Raw genomic sequence first — 18338 nt, 5'->3', positions numbered from 1 at the left:
TCCGCGACAGCGGCCCGCTGCCGGCGAGATCACCCAACGCCTGCGCCAACACCCCGCCCAGATGCGCGTGGTCCGCGCCCACATGCCCCCAGTTCAGACCGCCAGCAGCGCCACGCCGCCGCCGTGGCGGACCGGGTCCGCCTGAGCGCCGCCGACGACGCCCTCGCCCCGGAGCGCACCCGGCTGACCGCGGCCCTCGCCGCCGAGTCCCTCGCCCCGCTGCGCACTCTGCACCGCACCGCGAGCGCCTCCCACGCCGCCGCCACCGCCCAGGAGGCCGCCCGCCGCTCGGCGTTGGCCGCGCTGACGGCCGACGCGCCCGTCCTGACGGCGGTCCACGCCGCCGCACCCACCGCACTCGCGGTTACCCAGGGCCAGCTCGCCACCGACCCGGCGAGTCCGATGCCTCCGCAGGCCGGCCCGGACCCGGCGACCGTCAGTGCGGCCCCCGCGACCGACAGCCCGGACTCGGCGGCCGTCGACATCCCCCGGGCCCGCACCGCGCCGCCGCCCGCGGTCCTCCCCCCGCTGTCGGCGCTCCCGTCCGCCGCTCCCGCCGAACTCGCCGCCGCCGAACGGCACTTGCGCGCCGAGTCGGGCCGGCTGGAAGCCGCCCGCGCCGACGAGGACCGGCACCGCCGGCTGACCCGGGAGCGCGCGGACCTGATCGCGGAGCGCGACCGCGCCGAGGAGCTGGCCGAGGAGTCCGAGGACTGGCTGGTCGACTACGAGGACCGGCTGAAGCAGCTTCACACGGAACTCGACGAGGCCCGCTCTGCCCACGCCCTGCTCACCCAACTGGACGCGCAACGAGCCGACTTGACGCTCCGCCACGAAGCCGCGCAGCAGCACCGCCGACTGCACGCCGCCCGCACCGCCGCCGAGGCCCGCACCACCGATCTGCACAAGGCCTTCCTGGACGCCCGCGCCCACACCCTGGACCTCCAGGAGCGCCGCCTGGCCGGGATGGCGGCCGAGTTGGCGGAGGAGCTGGCCGACGGTGCGCCCTGCCGGGTGTGCGGCTCCGCCGAGCACCCGGCCCCCGCCCGCCCGTCCGCCAGCCCGGTCACGGCCGCGGACGAGCAGCGCGCCCGGGACGCCCAGCACGCCGCCGAGCAGCGGTTCAATGCGGCCCAGGCCGAACTGACGGCCCTGCAGGTGGACGAGGCGGCTGCGGCGGCCGCCTCCGGCGGCCGTGCGGTCGCCGAACTCGCGGCCGAGATCGCCGAGTTGGCGGAGCGGTGGCAGGCCGCCCGGCAGACCGCGGAGCGGCTCGTCCCGCTCGGCCAGCAGGTGGAGCGGCTGGAGCGCGAGCGGGCGGCGCGGGCCGATCGGCTGCGCCAGGCGGGCGAGCGCAGTGCCGGGCTGGCGGGGCGGCTGGGCACCGTGGTGGTCGAACTGGCCGAGCTGGCCGCGCGGCTCGCCGAGGCGCGCGGTGACGCCCCGTCGGTCGCGGCCCGCGCCGCGGCCCTGGACCGGCTGACCGGAGCGGTCGCCGACACCCTCGCCGCCGCCCGAGCCGCCGCCGAGGCCGCGACCCGGCTGTCGGAGGCCACCGAGGCCTTCGCCGAGGCCGCCCGGTCGGCCGGCTTCGCCGACCCGGCCGCCGTCGAGGCCGCCCACCTGCCCGCCGCCGAACGGGAGTTGCTCCGCCAGCGGTTGCAGGCCCTGGACACCGCGCTGGAGCAGAACCGGGCCCGGCTGGCCGATCCGGACCTGCTGGCGGCGAGCCGACTCCCGCCTGCGGCACCGGCGGTGGCCCGGGCCGCCGAGGAGGACGCCACCGCGGCACTGCGCCGGGCCGCCGCGGAGCACCGGTCCGCCGCCGACCGGGTGGAGGCGCTGGCCCGGATCGGCCGCACCCTGGTCTCCCTCGCCGCGACCTTCGCCCCGGTGCTCGACGCCCACGCCCGGATCAGCCGCCTGGCCGGGCTGCTGGCCGGCGCGCCCGCCGAGAACGCCCTGCGGATGCGCCTGGAGTCGTACGTGCTGGCCGCCCGGCTGGAGCAGGTCGCGGCGGCGGCCAGCCACCGGCTGCTGAAGATGTCCGGCGGCCGCTACACCCTGGTCCACAGCGACGGCCTGGTCTCCGGCAACCGCCGCTCCGGCCTCTCCCTGCACGTCGTCGACGCGTGGACCGGGCGCGAACGCGACACCGCCACCCTCTCCGGCGGCGAGAGCTTCTTCGCCTCCCTCGCCCTCGCCCTGGGCCTGGCCGACGTGGTCACCGACGAGGCCGGCGGCATGCCGTTGGACACCCTGTTCATCGACGAGGGTTTCGGCACCCTGGACGAGAACGCCCTCGAAGAGGTGATGGACGTCCTCGACTCCCTGCGCGAGCGCGACCGCGCGGTCGGCATCGTCAGCCACGTCGCCGACCTGCGCACCCGGATCCCCGCCCAACTCCTGATCCGCAAGCACCGCCACGGCTCCACCGTCCACCACACCACCCGCGCCGACGCCTGAGCACCGCCCGCCGCCGACCGCTCCCGGCGGCCGGTCGCCGCTACCGCGCCAGGAAGTCCGCCGCGCGTTCGCCCCAGGCGCGGACCTCGGCGAGGTCGCGGGCGACGTGCAGCTCGGCGGCGGGGAGCAGCTCGGCGAGGGCTTCGGCGGTGGCGACCGGGTGGACGGGGTCGGTCTCCCAGGCGAGGAGCAGGGTGGGGTGGACGAGGCCGCGCAGGGCCGCGGGTTCGGGGAGGTCGGCCCCGGCGGCGGCCCGCAGGATGGCCGGCATCAGCGTGTCGGGGACGTCGAACTCGGTGGGGAAGGACGGGACTTCGGCGAGGACGGCGGGCGGCCCGGCGAGCCGGGCGGCAGCGCTGAGTGCGGCCTTCCCGCGGCGTTCGATCAGTGTGGCGGCGGCCCGCAGCCCGTCACGGCGGGCGGCGCGGGCCTGCCAGGCGACGGCGGGGGTGGCGAGCACCAGCCGGGAGAACCGTTCGGGCCGGGCGAGGGCGGCCCACAGGACGGTGGCGGCACCCATCGAGGAGCCGAGCGCGGCGACCGGCCGGTCGGGCGAGAGGTGGTCGCAGAGCGCCAGCAGGTCGGTGGCGAGCGCGGGGTAGGCGTAGTCGGCTTCCACCGGCCGCCCGGTGGACTCCCCGTGGCCGCGGGCGTCGTACTCGACCAGCCGGTGGGTCCGGGTGAGCGCGGACCAGTCGAACAGGTCGGCCCGCCGCTCGTGCCCCTGGCTGGAGAACGCCCCGTGCGCGTAGACGGCCAGCGGCCCGCGCCCCGCGGTGCGGTAGGCGAGCGTCGCGTGCGGGCGGTCGAACAGGCGGGTCGTGCGCTCGGACTCGGACATGCCGCGAGGCCCTTCGGGAGAGACGACCGGTCAACGGGGCCGATCATCACCGCCCGCGCACGGCCGTGTCCAACCATCCCGGTGCCGGCCGGTCCCGCCCCGGCGCTGACGCCCCGTCAGCCCGAACAGGCCTGGCGCTGCGCCTGCTGCCAGGTGCAGACCGGGCAGAGCGTGCTGCCGGGGGTACCGGCCGGGTACTCGGTCCGCTCGCCGCACAGCACGCAGGAGGCCCGCTCGCCCGGCCCGCCGTCCTGCAGCCCGCGCCGGGCCTCCTCGGGGTCGGATCCGACCTCGCACACCTGCTCGTGCTCGTGTTCGTCCACAGCCATGCGACCAGCCTACGGCGTGGGCGCCGGCTGCCGGTGCTCCGCGAGTCCCCGCAGCGGCACGGGGACGGCGGGAGGGACGACGGACGGGGCGTCAGCCGAGGAAGGAGAGCCGCAGGAGCCGGTCGGGGTTGTCGCCGTTGGTGTCGATCAGGACGACGGACTGCCAGGTGCCGAGGGCGAGGCGGCCGCCCACCACGGGGAGGGTGGCGTGCGGGGCGACCAGGCCCGGTAGCACGTGGTCGCGGCCGTGGCCGGGGCTGCCGTGGCGGTGCTGCCAGCGGTCGTCGGCGGGGAGCAGCCCGCGGAGGGCGGCGAGCAGGTCCTCGTCGCTGCCGGCGCCGGTCTCGATGACGGCGATGCCGGCGGTGGCGTGCGGGACGAAGACGTTGAGCAGTCCGTCGCGGCCGTCGGCCACCTCCCGGAGGAAGGCGTGGCAGCGTTCGGTGACGTCGAGGGCGCGTTCGCTGCGGCCCGTGGTGATCTCGAGGGTCTGGGTGTGGAAGGTGTCGGCCATGGCCCTCATCCTGGCCGATCTTGGGCCGCCGCCCGAAGGGGCACCCGGCGAGTGCCACCCGACCGCCACGGGTCACGCCAGGCCGCGCCACCCGACGCCAGCCCGCGCAAGGCCCACCGGCCCGCGCAAGGCCGTATGCCGGGCCTGCCCGGCCCCGGTCATCCGCCGCCGCCCAGGCGTCAACGCCGAACGCCCGACGGACCCCTGGTCCGTCGGGTGGTGGCGCGGGCGGCCGGGTTCCGGCCGCCCGATCGGTGCCGGGGGCTCAGCCGCGGCCGCCGAACAGGCTGCGCTTGAGGCGGCGCAGCGGGGCCATCAGCGAGACCCGCGCCATGCGGCGCGGCGTCGCCGTGGGGGCTCCGGGCCCACGCGGCGTCAGTTCTCTTATCAGGCCGAGGGCCTCGGCCGTCTCCACCGCCGGAAGGGCGGGCGCGCCGAGCACGGCGAGGTGTCGCTCGATCCGGCGGCCGGTCGCGCCGACGCCGCACTGGATCGCGGGCACTCGCGCTCGCGTCCGCACTTGCATCTGATCCATCTGATTCCCACCCCTACGAGGCGCCAGGGCCGTGAGGCGAAGACTATCCGGCTATGACGGCCTTCACACAACCGTCCTGGTGTTCTGCCACCGTATCGTGCGAACGGAAGTGACGCTCCACCAGACGACCGTGCGATCGGTCACGAGTGCGCATCGGTTGCCGTCACACTTTCGGCACACCAACGGTCTTCTCCCAGCATGGGGGTGACTCGCCGTCAGGCGCTGCGGCGGCCGGATGCGTTGCCCGGGCGCGCCCGGGCGGGGCCGGTGCGCCGGGCGCACGAACGGGCCGGCGGCTCACACCAGTTCGACCGGGCGGGGCGGGTCGGTGTCCCGGGGCGGGTCGAGTACCGCGGAGACGCCGTAGCCGCAGAGGCCGAGGCCGAGCAGGGCGGTGAGCACCAGGACGGCGACCCAGGCGGCGGGCTGGTGCCAGGCGACGTGCGCGCCGTAGCGGATCAGGCCGGCCAGTCCGAGCAGGCCGGTGAGGACGAGCGCGGCCATGCCGCTGCGGACCCGGCGCAGCTCGGCCTCGCGGCTGGCGAGCAGCAGCGCGACGCCGAAGGCGAGGGCCCAGGCGCCGAGGGCGCGGACGTCGATCGGGCGGGCGGTCCACGGCCAGGTGGGGGCGAGCGCGGCGGAGCGCAGGCTGAGGACGGCGCCCAGGCCGGCCAGCAGCAGGCCGCCGCTGACCATCGGGGCGGCGACCCACCACGGCGGCCGCGGCGCACGGGCGGGGGCGGGGCCGCGGGTGAGGAGCTGGGCGGTGAGGGCGACCAGGCCGATCGGCAGGGCGGCGAGGTGCACGGCGAGCCAGCCCCAGGCGCCGAGGAAGGCGATCAGGGAGCCGCCGTCGAGGTGCAGGCTGCCCCGGTCGGCCAGGGTGGCGGCGAGCATCAGCACCATCAGCACCGCGCTGGCGGCGGTGACCACCCGGACCTCGGCCCAGCTGCCGGCGCGGACGGCGAGCAGCAGCATCACGCCGGCGCCGCCGTAACCGGCGCCGAGCAGCACGGCGGTGACGGGGGACATCGCCCAGGCGAACAGGGTGTCGGTGGACCCGGCGGCGGGCCACAGCGCCAGGAAGGTGTAGCCCGCGCCGGCCGCGAGCGGTCCGAGCATCAGGGCCTTCAGCACCGGGCTGACCGGCCGCCCAGGCGGTTGCTGGCCCATTTCTCGCACACCCCCGTTGTGAGACGTGGCGTCAATATAGGAGCGGCCCGCCGCACCGGCAATGGCCTGCGCAGATCGCCCGGATCCGGGTCCGGCCCCCCCGCGGCACCAAGAGTTCAGAAATTGAACACAGACGAGGGATTGACGGGGCCGTAACCTCCAAGCAATATCTGTATCGACACGGAAACGCGGGCGACACCCGCACTTCTCTGATCGGATGCGTTCGAGTATGAACGGATCATCCGACTATGTTGTCTGTACTTCCGACCCCACCAAGAGTCACTGTCCGGCCGTCTCGACGCTGCGGCGGCCCGACTCCAACGTGGTGGACGGACCGGCGGTCGATCGTTGAGGGTCGGTCGGACCGCCAAACCGGGCTGCCGGTGCCGCCGCTGGTACGGCGCGGCACCGGCGGTCGCGTTTTCCCCGCGCCGCCGCCCGCCGGCCGCCCGCCCTGCACCCGGGCGGCCGCGGCACCGGCCGCCCCGGAGGGCCCCGAACACTGCTCGGTAGAGTGTGCGGTACCCGGACCCCCGGCCGGAGTCGCCCTTCCCTTCGCGGAGTGAACGCACGTGCCACCCCTGCTCAGCATCGTCCTGCCCGTCCACGGCGTGGAGCGTTTCCTTCCGCAGTGCCTGGAGTCGCTCCGGGCCGACGGCGCCGCCCCCGGCGAGGTCGAGCTGATCGCGGTGGACGACCTCTCCCCCGACGGCTGCGGCGCCCTCCTCGACGCGCACGCCGCCACCGACCCCCGGATGCGGGTGCTGCACCTGACCGAGAACCAGGGCCTGGGCGGCGCCCGTACGGCCGGCCTGGCCGAGGCGAGCGGCACCTACGTCTGGTTCGTGGACAGCGACGACTGGCTGCCCGACGGCACCGTGGACGCGATCCTCACCGAGCTGCGCGCCGAGACCGCCCGCGAGGTCCCGGCCGACGTCCTGCTGACCGACTTCACCCACGTCTACCACGACGGCGGCAGCGAGCCGAACCCCTGGCGGCACGTGCTGGCCGGCTCCCCCCTGGTCGAGGGCTGCACCGCCGCCGAGCACCCCGCGCTGTTCAACGCGGTGCTCGCGGTGTGGAACAAGGTGATGCGCCGCCAGTACCTGCTCGACCTGGACGTGCACTTCGGGCGCGGCTACTACGAGGACATCTCGGTCACCTACCCGCTGCTGCTCGCCGCCGGGCGGCTGCGCTACCTCGACCGCCCCTGCTACCACTACCGGCGCGGCCGCCCCGGCGCGATCACCGCCACCGCCTCGCCCAAGCACGCCGACGCCTTCGCCCAGTACGACGCGATCTTCGCCTTCCTGGACCGCGACGAGCGGGCGAACCGGCTGCGCACCATGGTCTTCGACCGCACCGTCAAGCAGGCGCTGACGATCTACGACACCCCGGGGCTGGTCCCGACCGACCTGCGCGCCGACTTCTTCGCCCGGATCACCGGCCACTTCGCCAAGCACCGCCCGGCCGGCTACCGCTTCCCGTCCGGCGTGCGCGGCGTCCAGTACCGGCTCGCCGCCCGCGGCTCCCGGCTCGCCTACGCCGAGCTGCGCCGCGGCGGGCGGCTGCCCGGCGCGGTCAAGCGCGGCACCCGGGCCGCGGTCCCGGGCGTGAGGAAGGCGGTCCGCAGCAGCGCCCGCTTCACGGCGTACAACGCCTTCCGGCGGCTGCCGATCGACGAGAACCTGGCGGTGTACGCGGCGTACTGGCACCGCGGGTACGCCTGCAACCCGGCCGCGATCTACCAGAAGGCCCGGGAGCTGGCGCCGCAGGTGCGCGGCGTGTGGGTGGTGGAGAACGCCGAGCGGGCCGCCGCGCTGCCGCCGGGCGTGCCGTACGTGATCGTCAACACCCCGGCGTACCTGAAGGCGATGGCCACCGCCAAGTACTTCGTCAACAACGTCAACTTCCCGCACACCATGGCGAAGCGGGTCGGCACGGTGCACGTGCAGACCCAGCACGGCACGCCGCTGAAGACCATGGGCATGGACCTGCTGCACCGGCCCGAGGCCGCCGACGGGATGGACTTCGAGCGGCTGCGCGAGGCGGTGGCGCGCTGGGACTACCTGGTCTCGCCGAACCCGCACACCAGCAAGCACTTCGCCCGGGCCTTCCCCGGCACCTACCAGATCCTGGACACCGGCTACCCGCGCAACGACCGCCTGGTGCTGGCCACGCCCGAGGAGTGCGCGGAGCTCCGCCGCGGCCTGGGCATCGCCGACGGGCAGCGCACCGTGCTGTACGCGCCGACCCACCGCGAGTCCCGCGGCGGCTACCTGCCGCTGCTGGACCTGCCCGCGCTGGCCGAGCGGCTCGGCCCCGGCTGGACCGTCCTGGTGCGCACCCACTACTTCCACGACGGCGGCGCGGGCGACCTGACGACGCCTCAGGGCTCGGCGACGGTCCTGGACGTCTCCGACCACCCGTCGGTGGAGGACCTCTACCTGGCCGCGGACGCCCTGGTCACCGACTACTCGTCGATGATGTTCGACTACGCCGTGCTGGACCGGCCGATCGCGGTGTACGCCCCCGACTGGGAGGAGTACCAGGAGGTCCGCGGCGTGTACTTCGACCTGATGAAGGAGCCGCCGGGCGCGGTGGCCGCCGAGCAGGACGCGCTGGTCGAGGCCTTGCTGGCGGGCGACCCGGAGCCGGAGGCCCGCCGGCGCTTCCGCGCGCGGTTCTGCCCGTGGGACGACGGCCGGGCCGCCGAGCGGGTGGTCAGCCGGATCTTCCCGGTCCGCAAGTGACCGCGTCCCACCAGGTGGGACGCACCATTCCCACCTGGTGGGCGTGACATATCTCGCAGCCGCGCCCGGGGTCCGAGTGGTGGACGGGGCGCGGGGTGGATGTCGTAGTCTGCGGTTCTCCGAACGGCCAGGGAGGGCCCGTGATCTACCCCCTTACCAAGCTCGTCCTCAAGCCGCTCGCCAAGGCGCTGTACCGGCCGGTGATCGAGGGCCTGGAGAACGTGCCGCGCAAGGGCGGGGTGATCCTGGCCAGCAACCACCTGTCCTTCGTGGACAGCGTGGTGATCCCGCTGACCGCGCCGCGCCAGGTGTTCTTCCTGGCGAAGGCCGAGTACTTCACCGGCACCGGCCTCAAGGGCGCGATCTCCCGGGCGTTCTTCACCCACGTGATCAACGCCGTCCCGGTGGAGCGCGGCACCTACCGCTCCGCCGCCGCCTCGCTGGACCAGGCGCTGGAGATCCTCCAGGACGGCCGCGCGTTCGGCATCTACCCGGAGGGCACCCGTTCGCTGGACGGCCGCCTCTACCGCGGCAAGACCGGTGTGGCCTGGCTGGCGCTGACCGCCGGCGTGCCGGTGGTGCCGGTCGCCCTGGACGGCCCGCAGCACATCCTGCCGGTCGGCAAGCGGATCCCCCGGCTGCGGAAGATCACCGTGAAGTTCGGCGCGCCGCTGTACTTCGACGAGCTGCACGGCCAGGCCCGCTCCGCCAAGGCCCGCCGCCAGGTCACCGACGAGGTGATGGCCGCCATCCACGAGCTCTCCGGCCAGCAGCTGGCCGAGGCGTACAACGAGACCCCGAAGGCCGCCTGACGGCCCGACGGCCCCGCCGCGCTCAGTGCGCGGCGCTCGGCACCGGCAGCGCCTCCCGGCGCAGCAGTGCCGCGTAGCGGCCCTCGCGGGCCACCAGCTCGTCGTGGCCGCCGAGTTCGACGATCCGGCCGTGGTCGAGGACGGCGATCTGCGCGGCCTCCCGGATGGTGGAGAGCCGGTGCGCGATGGTGATCGTGGTGCGGCCCGCGGCGAGGGTGTCCAGGGCCTGCTGGACGGCGTGCTCGGTCTGGTTGTCCAGCGCGCTGGTCGCCTCGTCCAGGATCAGCACCGGCGGGTTGCGCAGGATGGTCCGGGCGATGGCCAGCCGCTGCTTCTCGCCGCCGGAGAACCGGTAGCCGCGCTCCCCGACCAGGGTGTCGTAGCCGTCCGGCAGTTCGGCGATCATCTGGTGGATCTGCGCGGCGCGGGCCGCCGCCACCAGCTCCTCGTCGCTCGCGTCGGGCTTGGCGAAGCGCAGGTTGTCGGCCACCGAGGCGTGGAACAGGTAGGTCTCCTGGGAGACCACGCCGACCGCCCGGGACAGCGTCTCGAACGACAGCTCGCGCACGTCGACCCCGTCGATCAGCACCCGGCCGCCGGTGACGTCGTACAGCCGCGGCACCAGGTAGGACAGCGTCGACTTGCCCGACCCGGTCTCGCCGACCACCGCCAGCGACGTCCCCGCCGGGACGGTCAGCTCGATGCCGCTCAGGGTCGGCCGGTCCTGGCCGCTCTGGTACTGGAACTCCACCTGCTCGAAGCGGACGTCGCCGCGGATCTCCGCGAGGTGGACGGGGTTCTCCCGCTCGGCGATCTCCACCGGCAGGTCGAGGTACTCGAAGATCCGCTGGAACAGCGCCAGCGAGGTCTGCACGTCCACGCCCGTGGACAGCAGGCTGACGGTGGGTCGGAACAGGCCCTGCTGCAGGGACACGAACGCCACCAGCGTGCCGAGCGAGACGATCGGCGCACCGGCCGCGCCGGTCAGGCCGGCCGCCCAGTAGATGATCGCCGGCATGGCCGCCATCACGATGCCGATCGTCGACATCCGCCAGCGGCCCGCCATCGAGGAGCGCACCTCCAGCTCGGCGAGCTGGTCGGACTGGGCGGCGAACTCCTTGGTCAGCGAGTCCGAGCGGCCCATGGTGCGGCCCAGCAGGATGCCGCTCACCGACAGCGACTCCTGCACCGCCGAGGAGAGCCGGGCCAGTTGGCGCTGCCGCTCGGTGGTGATCTTCTTGCGCTCGCTGCCGACCCGGCGGCTGATCCACACGAAGACCGGGAGCAGCAGCAGCGAGACGATGGTCAGCCGCCAGTCCAGGGCGACCATCGCGACCACGGTGGCCACCACCGCGGTCAGGTTCGACACGAGCGAGGTGGCCGTGGAGGTGACGGTGGCCTGCATGCCGCCGATGTCGTTGGCGATCCGCGACTGCACCTCGCCGGTGCGGGTCCTGGTGAAGAAGGCCAGGCTCATCCGCTGCAGGTGCGCGTAGACGGCGGTGCGCAGGTCGTGCATCACTTGCTGCCCCACCGTGGTGGAGATCAGCGTCTGCAGCACGTTCAGCACGCTGGTGACCACCGCGGCGGCGATCATGCCGAGCGCGAGCAGCGTCAGCAGTCCCGTCCGCCCCTGCGGTATCGCGGTGTCCAGCACCGCCCGCAGCAGGAACGGCGTGGCCACCGACACCACCGCCGAGGCCGCGACCAGCAGCCCGACCACGCCGAGCCGGCCCGCGTACGGGCGGAACAGCCGCAGGATCCGCCCCACCTGCGCAGGCGGCTTCTCCTCGCCCTGCTCGCGCACGGGCGGTTTCCAGTCGATCCGGTCGGGACGCAAGGGCGGCCTCCAGGGCAGCGCGGACGGTGTGCTCGGCGACTTTACAGAGCAATACTCACCATTAGCAAACCTAAGCTTTCCGGTATTCCCGGCCGGCCGTCGTCGACACCTTGCCCAGTCCGCCCACCGGCAGCAGGCGGGCCAGCGCGACCGCGAGCTTGTAGCGCTTGCCGGGGACGGACAGCGGACGGTTCCGGGCGAGGTCGCGCAGCGAGTCGTCGACGACGCGGTCGGCGGCGAGCCAGCCCCAGGAGGGGATGGAGGAGGTGCCCATGCCGGCGCGCTGATGGAACTCGGTGCGGGTGAAGCCGGGGCACAGGGCCTGCAGGCGCACGCCGCTGCCGGCCAGGTCGCGGGCGATGCCGAGGGTGAAGTTGACCACCCACGCCTTGGTCGCGCCGTAGGTGCCGCGCGGGACGAACGCCGCCACCGAGGCCACGTTGATCACCCCGCCGCGGCCGCGCTCGCGCATCCCGGGCACCGCCGCGGTGGTGGTCCGCAGCACCGCCTCGATGTGCACCTTGAGCATGTCGAGCTCGTCCTGGACGGGGACGGCCAGGTACGCGCCGCGGTGACCGAACCCGGCGTTGTTGACCAGCAGGTCGACGGGCCGCGCGGCGTCGCGCAGGCGGTCCTCGACCGCGCCGATGCCCGCGTCGGTGGCGAGGTCGGCGGTCAGCGTCTCGACCTGGACGCCCCACCGGTCGGCGAGTTCGGCGGCGGCCTTGGCGAGGCGCTCGGTGTCCCGGGCGACCAGCACCAGGTCGCGGCCGTCCCGGGCCAGGCGGTCGGCGAAGGCGGCGCCGATTCCGGCGGTGGCGCCGGTGATGAGAGCAGTCGTCATGCGCCGACCGTACCGGGCGGTAGCCCGGGGCCGCATCGACCGCCCGGCGGACGGACCGGTCGGCTTTTCGGGCGACACTGCCGGGCACGACGGCGCGTCCCGCGGTGGCGTTGGTCGGATGACCCTACGGTGTCGGGCAGCGCCGCTGGTCCCACACGGCGCCCATCCCCCCTGGAGAACCGATGCTCGTTCAACCCCTTCCGCGCTCCATAGAAGTCGCGCCGCCGGCCCGTCACCGACCCCGTCGCTCCTGACGGCCGACGGCCGGCACCGCCTTCCTCCCTCCCGGGCCCGCCCCTCTCCACGGGGCCGGGCCCGGTGCGCGTTTGCGCGGCCCCGAAGTGAACCCCGGTCGTACTGGCCGGTAAGTCATCGCGTCCAATCCCTTGACGGCCCGTCATCAACTCAGGATTCTCGGGTGGGACCGGGTGTGAAACGCACCCGTTTCGCACCCTCTCCCATCCCCGCCTCAACCAGCCGAGGTGTGAGCATGAACGGGCACCACCAGGCCAGACGCATCGTCATCTCCCTGCTGTCGCTGATCCTCGTGGCGGTCACCGCCACGCTCGGCGCTCCCGGCCGCACCGCGCAGGCCGCCGACGGGTGGTGGAACCCCACCGCCCGCCCCGTCCCGGACTCGCAGATCAACGTGACCGGGCAGCCGTTCGGCGGCACCGCGGCCGACGGCAGCGTCCGCGGATTCGTGGACGCGCACAACCACCTGATGTCCAACGAGGGCTTCGGCGGCCGGATCATCTGCGGCGCCACCTTCTCCGAGCAGGGCGTCGCCGACGCCCTCAAGGACTGTCCCGAGCACTACCCGGACGGCTCGCTGGCGCTCTTCGAGAACGTCACCGGCGGCGCGAACGGCCACCACGACCCGGTCGGCTGGCCGACCTTCAAGGACTGGCCGGCCCACGACTCGCTCAGCCACCAGCAGGACTACTACGCCTGGGTGGAGCGGGCCTGGCGCGGCGGTGAGCGGATCCTGGTCAACGACCTGGTCACCAACGGGCTGCTGTGCTCGATCTACCCGTTCAAGGACCGCGGTTGCGACGAGATGGACGCGATCCGCACCGAGGCCGCCAAGTCCTACCAGCTGCAGTCCTACGTCGACACCATGTACGGCGGCCCCGGCAAGGGCTGGTTCCGCATCGTGACCGACTCCGACCAGGCCCGACAGGTCGTCGCCCAGGGCAAGTTGGCGGTGGTGCTCGGCGTGGAGACCTCCGAGCCGTTCGGCTGCAAGCAGATCCTGGACGTCCCGCAGTGCGACCGGGCGGCGATCGACCGCGGCCTGGACGAGCTGTACGCGCTGGGCGTGCGCAGCATGTTCCTGTGCCACAAGTTCGACAACGCGCTGTGCGGGGTGCGCTTCGACGAGGGCACCACGGGCGTCGCGGTGAACGCCGGCCAGTTCCTGTCCACCGGCACCTTCTGGACCACCGAGCAGTGCACCGGCCCGCAGGCGGACAACCCGATCGGCCTGCCCACCGCGCAGGCCCAGTCGATGCTGCCCGCCGGGGTCACCCTGCCCACCTACGGCAGCGGCGCCCGGTGCAACACCCGCGGGCTGACCGACCTCGGCGAGTACGCGGTGCGCGGCATGGTGCAGCGTCACATGATGCTGGAAGTCGACCACATGAGCGTGAAGGCGGCCAACCGGGCGTTCGACATCCTGGAGTCGCAGGCCTACCCGGGCGTGCTGTCCAGCCACAGCTGGATGGACCTGCAGTGGACCGAGCGGGTCTACCGGCTCGGCGGCTTCATCGCCCAGTACGACCACGACGCGAGCGCGTTCGTCGCCGAGGCGCACCGCACCAAGGCGCTGCGCGACCAGTACCACGTCGGCTACGGCTACGGCACCGACCTGAACGGCGTGGGCGGCTGGCCGGGCCCGGTGGGCGCGGGCGCGCCGAACGCGGTGAGCTACCCGTTCCGCAGCGCCGACGGCGGCTCGGTGCTGGACCGCCAGGTCACCGGCGACCGGGTGTGGGACGTCAACACCGACGGGCTGGCGCACGCGGGGATGATCCCGGACTGGATCGAGCAGATCCGGCTCAGCGGCGGCCAGGACGTGGTGGACGACATGCTGAAGGGCGCGCAGTCCTACCTGACCACCTGGCGGGCCACCGAACACCACGACCCCGGTCGGGAGTTGGCCACCGGTGCGAGCGCCTCGGCGAGCTCGGCCGAGTGGAACCCGTTCACCTCCTACCAGCCGGGCCGGGCGCTCGACGGCGACCGGTCCACCCGGTGGGCCAGCGACTGGAGCGACGACCAGTGGCTGCAGGTCGACCTCGGCGCCACCCACTCCGTCGACCGGGTCACCCTCGACTGGGAGCGCGCGTACGCCCGCGGCTACCGCATCGAGGTCTCCACGGACGGCGCCACCTGGCGCACCGTCTGGTCCACCACCGCGGGCGACGGCGGCCTCGACACCGCCGCCTTCACCCCGACCCAGGCCCGCTACGTCCGCTTCCACGGCACCGCGCGGGCGACGAACTGGGGCTACTCGCTCTACGAGCTGTCGGTGCACGGCGTCTGACGGCGCGAACGACGGTGGGACGGTCGGCCTCTCTCCAGGCCGACCGTCCCACCGTCGCGTGGTGACGGACCGTCACTCCGCTTTGCCGGCCCGCACGTCCTGGTCTGCCTGCCCGCCCGCGCCGACCGGGCGCAGCCGGGTGTCCGCGGTGGCCTTCAGCTCCGGGGCGAGGCGGGCGACGTCGCGGGAGCCGACCGCGGCGATCAGACCGGGCAGCATCCAGCGGATCGGCTGCATGCCGCGCAGCCACGCCTGGGCGTAGACGTGCGCGGAGCGGCGGCCGATGCCGGCCACCAGGCGGTCCACGGCGGGCTCGATCGGGTAGGTCTTGTTCGCCGGCCAGGGGAGCTTGGCGCGCATCTGCCGGAGCACCGCGTCCTGGTCGGCGCCGCGCACCATGTCGGTGTCGGTCCAGCTCAGGTAACCGACACCGACCTTGACGCCCTGGTAGGCGACCTCGGCGCGCAGCGCGTGGGCGAAGGACTCGACGCCCGCCTTGGAGGCGCAGTAGGCGGACATCAGTGGGGCGGGGGTGAGCGCGGCGAGCGAGGCGATCTGCAGCAGGTAGCCGCGGCTCTCGGCGAGCGCGGGCAGGAAGGCCCGGGCGGTGGCCACCGAGCCGAGCAGGTTGACCTCGATCACCCGGCTGTAGGTGCGGTGGTCGCTGTCCAGCATCGGCCCGCCGAGGGCGATGCCGGCGTTGGCGACCACGGTGTCGATCCGGCCGTAGCGCTCCTTGATCCGCGCGGCGGTCTCGGTCAGCGCGTCCAGGTCGGTGACGTCGGCCTCCCAGGCGGTGGCGTGCTCGCCGCAGCGCGCGGCGACGGCCTTCAGCTCGGCGGGCTCCAGGCCGAGCAGCGCCACCTTGGCGCCCTGCTCGGAGAGCTTGCGGGCCATCAGCGCACCGAGGCCGCGGGCGGCTCCGGTGACGACCACGACCTGCGAGGACAGCGGCGGGGTCATGCGATCTCCTCCACGGCGGCGGACGGGGGGTTGGCGGGGCCGGACGGGCCGGCGGCGGCCGCGCGGTCGGCCGGCGCCGCCAGGCGGTCGGCGACCAGTGCGGCGATCCGGCGGATCTCGGCGGCGACCTCGGCGGGCCGCTCGACCGGGCTCATGTGGCCGGTACCGGGCAGTTCCAGCAGGCCGCGCGGATCGGCCAGGCCCGCGACGATCCGGCGCGCCAGCACCGGCGGGGTGAGCTTGTCACAGGCGCCGGCGATCACCGCGGTCGGCGCGGCGATCCGGGCCAGGCCGGCGTGCACGTCGAGGGTCTCGAGCACCGTCGCCCACTGGTACCGGACCCGGGTGGGGCAGGCGTGCACCACCTGCGCGCAGGCGGCGACCCGGTCGGCGGGGGTGGCGGGGCCCATGGTGGCGTACTTGAGGGCGGCCCGGGAGACGCCGTTGACCGGGCCGAGCGGCAGCCGGGAGCGCAGGATCTGCCGGTGCAGGAAGCGGCGCAGGCCCTTGGCCCGGACGGCGGGCGGCAGCACCGCGAGCTCGTCGACCAGGTCGCCGGCGCCGGTGTTGACCAGCACGTTGGCGGCGGTCCGCTCGGCCACCGCGGGCCGGTCGCCGGCCGCCATGATGGTCATCCCGCCCATGCTGTGGCCGGCCACCACCGCGCGCCGCCCGGCCGGGACGGTCGCGGTGAGCACGGCCTCCAGGTCGTCGGCGAGCTTCGCGGTGGAGTAGCCGGCCGCGCTCGCCGGGGCCGGGCTGCGGCCGTGGCCGCGCTGGTCGTAGGCGACCACCCGGAAGTCGGCGGCGAGCCGGTTGACCACCGGCGCCCAGAACGCGGTGGCGCAGGTCCAGCCGTGCGAGAGCACGATCAGCGGCGCGCCCTGGGGGCCGTACTCCTCGACGTTCAGCTCGGCGCCGTCGGCGGAGCGGACGGCACGGACGACAGCCGGGACGGGCAGCACGCAGTCGGCGGGGACGGGCGGGTTCACGCGGTCACCGCCTCGGCGAGGGCGGGGCGCGCGGCGGGGGCGGTGCGCTTGATCAGCTCGTACTCCTCGAGGTCGACGCGGCGGGTGGCGCGCCGGAAGGCGGTGGTGGAGGCGGGCCACAGCACGGTGTTCTTGCCGCCCTCGTCGAGGTACCAGCTGCGGCAGCCGCCGGTGGTCCACACGGTGCGGCTCATCCGGTGCTGGAGTTCCAGGTTCCACTGGCGCTGGGCGCGCTCGGTGGGCTGCATGGCGGTGGCGCCGACCGCGTCGAGCGTGGTGAGCGCGTCGATCAGGTAGTTCAGCTGGGACTCGATCATCAGGATCATCGAGTTGTTGCCGAGCCCGGTGTTCGGGCCGATCAGGAAGAACAGGTTGGGGAAGCCGCGCACGGTGGAGCCGCGCAGCGCCTCCATGCCGTCCTTCCACGCCTCGGCGAGGGCGGTGCCTCCGACGCCGAACACCCGCTGGGCGATCGGCAGGTCGGTGACGTGGAAGCCGGTGCCGAAGACGATGGCGTCCACCTCGTGCTCGCTGCCGTCGGCGGCCACCAGGGTGGAGCCGCGCACCTCGCGCAGGCCGGCGGCGACCACCTCGGTGTTGGGGGCGGCGAGCGCCGGGTAGTAGGTGTTGCTGAGCAGGATCCGCTTGCAGCCGATCCGGTAGTCCGGGGTCAGCTTGGCGCGCAGCGCGGGGTCGGCGACGCCCTTCTTCAGGTGGCGGACGGCGACCTGCTGGACCAGGCGGAGCAGTCCGGGCCGCCGGACGAACGCGTCGACCTGGAGCTCGCGGAGCACGAACAGGCCGGCCCGGCGCAGCAGCGCGCTCGGCGGGAGCGCCCGGTGCAGTCGCCGCTCCAGCGCGGTGACCTCGCGGTCGGCGCGCGGCAGAACCCAGGCGGGGGTGCGCTGAAAGACCGTCAGCCGGCCGACCTGCGGCTGGATGGCGGGGATGATCTGGGCGGCGGAGGCGCCGGTGCCGACCACGGCGACCCGCTTGCCGGTGAGGTCGTAGTCGTGGTCCCAGCGGGCGGTGTGGACGACCTTGCCAGGGAAGGCGTCCAGGCCCGGCAGGTCGGGGATCTGCGGGTCGGCGAGCGGCCCGGCCGCGGAGACCACGGCGTCGGCGGTCCAGTCGCCGACCGCGGTGCGGATCCGCCAGCGGGTGTGCTCCTCGTCCCAGCGCAGTTCGGTGACCTCGGCGCCGAACCGCAGGTGCGGGCGCAGGCCGAAGGTGTCGGTGACCTTCTCCAGGTAGGCGCGGATGTCGGGCTGGCCGGAGAACACCCGGGGCCAGTCGGCGTTCGGCGCGAAGGAGAAGGAGTACAGGTGGGACGGGACGTCGCAGGCGCAGCCCGGGTAGCTGTTGTCCCGCCAGGTGCCGCCGACCGAGTCGGCGCGCTCCAGGATGACGAAGTCGGTGATCCCGGCCCGGCGGAGCCGGACGCCGGCGCCGAGTCCGCCGAAGCCGGAGCCGATCACGGCGACCCGGACGTGCGGGGCCGGCCGCTGCCCGGCGCCGGCGGGCTTGGGTGGCTGCTTGGTGCGGGGTGCCATGCGGGGGCCTCCAGGCGGGGGTGGGGGTGCAGTGGCGGTGCTGGAGCGGGGCCGGTGCGCCGGGTGGTGCGGGCGGGACCCCTGAATGCTGCCAGTAATCACTGGCGCGTTTGGCAGAGTAGCTCTTGTTGACACCGAGTGGAATAGCGCGGGCGCAGCGTTTCTCGGCGGCCCG

14 protein-coding genes are annotated in these 18338 nt (G+C 74.4%); 4 read left to right on the top strand and 10 right to left on the bottom strand.

Annotated features, from left to right (window positions below; all coding sequences use genetic code 11):
• Positions 1-123 precede the first annotated feature (123 nt).
• A complete protein-coding gene (locus AB0K51_RS24400) occupies positions 124-2466 on the top strand; it encodes an SbcC/MukB-like Walker B domain-containing protein (protein WP_363458968.1) in 2343 nt (780 codons plus the stop codon).
• 40 nt (positions 2467-2506) lie between these two features.
• Here AB0K51_RS24400 and AB0K51_RS24395 read toward each other — a convergent pair whose 3' ends face one another.
• The 5 genes from AB0K51_RS24395 to AB0K51_RS24375 form a co-directional block, all read right to left on the bottom strand.
• On the bottom strand, positions 2507-3307 hold the full coding sequence (locus tag AB0K51_RS24395; protein ID WP_363458966.1) for an alpha/beta fold hydrolase: 801 nt from the start codon (positions 3305-3307) through the stop codon (positions 2507-2509).
• Positions 3308-3423: 116 nt separating this feature from the next.
• Entirely contained in the window at positions 3424-3636 is a 213-nt protein-coding gene (locus tag AB0K51_RS24390) for a hypothetical protein (RefSeq protein ID WP_363458965.1), read from the bottom strand.
• Positions 3637-3727: 91 nt separating this feature from the next.
• The gene (locus tag AB0K51_RS24385; RefSeq protein ID WP_363458963.1) at positions 3728-4150 is read right to left on the bottom strand and encodes a secondary thiamine-phosphate synthase enzyme YjbQ; all 423 of its coding nucleotides are present in this window, start codon (positions 4148-4150) and stop codon (positions 3728-3730) included.
• A 265-nt stretch (positions 4151-4415) separates the two neighbouring features.
• Positions 4416-4685, bottom strand: coding sequence for a hypothetical protein (locus AB0K51_RS24380; protein ID WP_363458962.1), 270 nt, complete (start codon positions 4683-4685; stop codon positions 4416-4418).
• Between the two features lie 297 nt (positions 4686-4982).
• Positions 4983-5858: a hypothetical protein gene (locus tag AB0K51_RS24375; RefSeq protein ID WP_363458960.1), complete on the bottom strand. Its 876-nt coding sequence runs from the start codon at positions 5856-5858 to the stop codon at positions 4983-4985.
• A 572-nt stretch (positions 5859-6430) separates the two neighbouring features.
• Here AB0K51_RS24375 and AB0K51_RS24370 point away from each other — a divergent pair.
• Complete coding sequence (locus tag AB0K51_RS24370) at positions 6431-8611, top strand: CDP-glycerol glycerophosphotransferase family protein (RefSeq protein WP_363458958.1); 2181 nt, start codon at positions 6431-6433, stop codon at positions 8609-8611.
• Between the two features lie 140 nt (positions 8612-8751).
• A complete protein-coding gene (locus AB0K51_RS24365) occupies positions 8752-9423 on the top strand; it encodes a lysophospholipid acyltransferase family protein (RefSeq protein ID WP_363458956.1) in 672 nt (223 codons plus the stop codon).
• A 22-nt stretch (positions 9424-9445) separates the two neighbouring features.
• On the opposite strand, the gene AB0K51_RS24360 is transcribed toward AB0K51_RS24365, so the two are convergent.
• Both AB0K51_RS24360 and AB0K51_RS24355 read right to left on the bottom strand, forming a co-directional pair.
• Complete coding sequence (locus tag AB0K51_RS24360; RefSeq protein WP_363458955.1) at positions 9446-11263, bottom strand: ABC transporter ATP-binding protein; 1818 nt, start codon at positions 11261-11263, stop codon at positions 9446-9448.
• 70 nt (positions 11264-11333) lie between these two features.
• A complete protein-coding gene (locus AB0K51_RS24355; protein ID WP_363458953.1) occupies positions 11334-12107 on the bottom strand; it encodes an SDR family oxidoreductase in 774 nt (257 codons plus the stop codon).
• 490 nt (positions 12108-12597) lie between these two features.
• Between AB0K51_RS24355 and AB0K51_RS24350 the strand changes: the two genes are divergently transcribed.
• The gene (locus tag AB0K51_RS24350) at positions 12598-14655 is read left to right on the top strand and encodes a discoidin domain-containing protein (RefSeq protein WP_363458952.1); all 2058 of its coding nucleotides are present in this window, start codon (positions 12598-12600) and stop codon (positions 14653-14655) included.
• A 72-nt stretch (positions 14656-14727) separates the two neighbouring features.
• On the opposite strand, the gene AB0K51_RS24345 is transcribed toward AB0K51_RS24350, so the two are convergent.
• The 3 genes from AB0K51_RS24345 to AB0K51_RS24335 are packed head-to-tail and all read right to left on the bottom strand — an operon-like array spanning position 14728 to position 18163.
• Positions 14728-15618 carry an SDR family oxidoreductase gene (locus AB0K51_RS24345; protein WP_363458950.1) on the bottom strand — a complete coding sequence of 297 codons (891 nt, stop codon included), beginning with the start codon at positions 15616-15618 and terminating at the stop codon, positions 14728-14730.
• Positions 15615-16610: an alpha/beta fold hydrolase gene (locus tag AB0K51_RS24340; RefSeq protein WP_363458949.1), complete on the bottom strand. Its 996-nt coding sequence runs from the start codon at positions 16608-16610 to the stop codon at positions 15615-15617. Before AB0K51_RS24340 ends, AB0K51_RS24345 begins: the two co-directional genes overlap by 4 nt.
• Positions 16607-18163: an NAD(P)/FAD-dependent oxidoreductase gene (locus AB0K51_RS24335; RefSeq protein ID WP_363458948.1), complete on the bottom strand. Its 1557-nt coding sequence runs from the start codon at positions 18161-18163 to the stop codon at positions 16607-16609. The genes AB0K51_RS24340 and AB0K51_RS24335 overlap by 4 nt, the downstream gene beginning before the upstream one ends.
• Positions 18164-18338 lie beyond the last annotated feature (175 nt).

Origin of the sequence: Kitasatospora sp. NPDC049285 (assembly GCF_040678815.1) — a bacterium.
GTDB lineage: Bacteria > Actinomycetota > Actinomycetes > Streptomycetales > Streptomycetaceae > Kitasatospora.
The sequence above is the reverse complement of the archived record's forward strand: the minus strand, read 5'-3'. Positions and strand labels throughout refer to the sequence as shown.

Coding starts and splice junctions, on each gene's coding strand:
- AB0K51_RS24355 (WP_363458953.1), bottom strand. CDS start 12,107: ATGACGACTGCTCTCATCACCGGCGCCACCGCCGGAATCGGCGCCGCC.
- AB0K51_RS24375 (WP_363458960.1), bottom strand. CDS start 5,858: ATGGGCCAGCAACCGCCTGGGCGGCCGGTCAGCCCGGTGCTGAAGGCC.
- AB0K51_RS24380 (WP_363458962.1), bottom strand. CDS start 4,685: ATGGATCAGATGCAAGTGCGGACGCGAGCGCGAGTGCCCGCGATCCAG.
- AB0K51_RS24385 (WP_363458963.1), bottom strand. CDS start 4,150: ATGGCCGACACCTTCCACACCCAGACCCTCGAGATCACCACGGGCCGC.
- AB0K51_RS24390 (WP_363458965.1), bottom strand. CDS start 3,636: ATGGCTGTGGACGAACACGAGCACGAGCAGGTGTGCGAGGTCGGATCC.
- AB0K51_RS24335 (WP_363458948.1), bottom strand. CDS start 18,163: ATGGCACCCCGCACCAAGCAGCCACCCAAGCCCGCCGGCGCCGGGCAG.
- AB0K51_RS24350 (WP_363458952.1), top strand. CDS start 12,598: ATGAACGGGCACCACCAGGCCAGACGCATCGTCATCTCCCTGCTGTCG.
- AB0K51_RS24345 (WP_363458950.1), bottom strand. CDS start 15,618: ATGACCCCGCCGCTGTCCTCGCAGGTCGTGGTCGTCACCGGAGCCGCC.
- AB0K51_RS24395 (WP_363458966.1), bottom strand. CDS start 3,307: ATGTCCGAGTCCGAGCGCACGACCCGCCTGTTCGACCGCCCGCACGCG.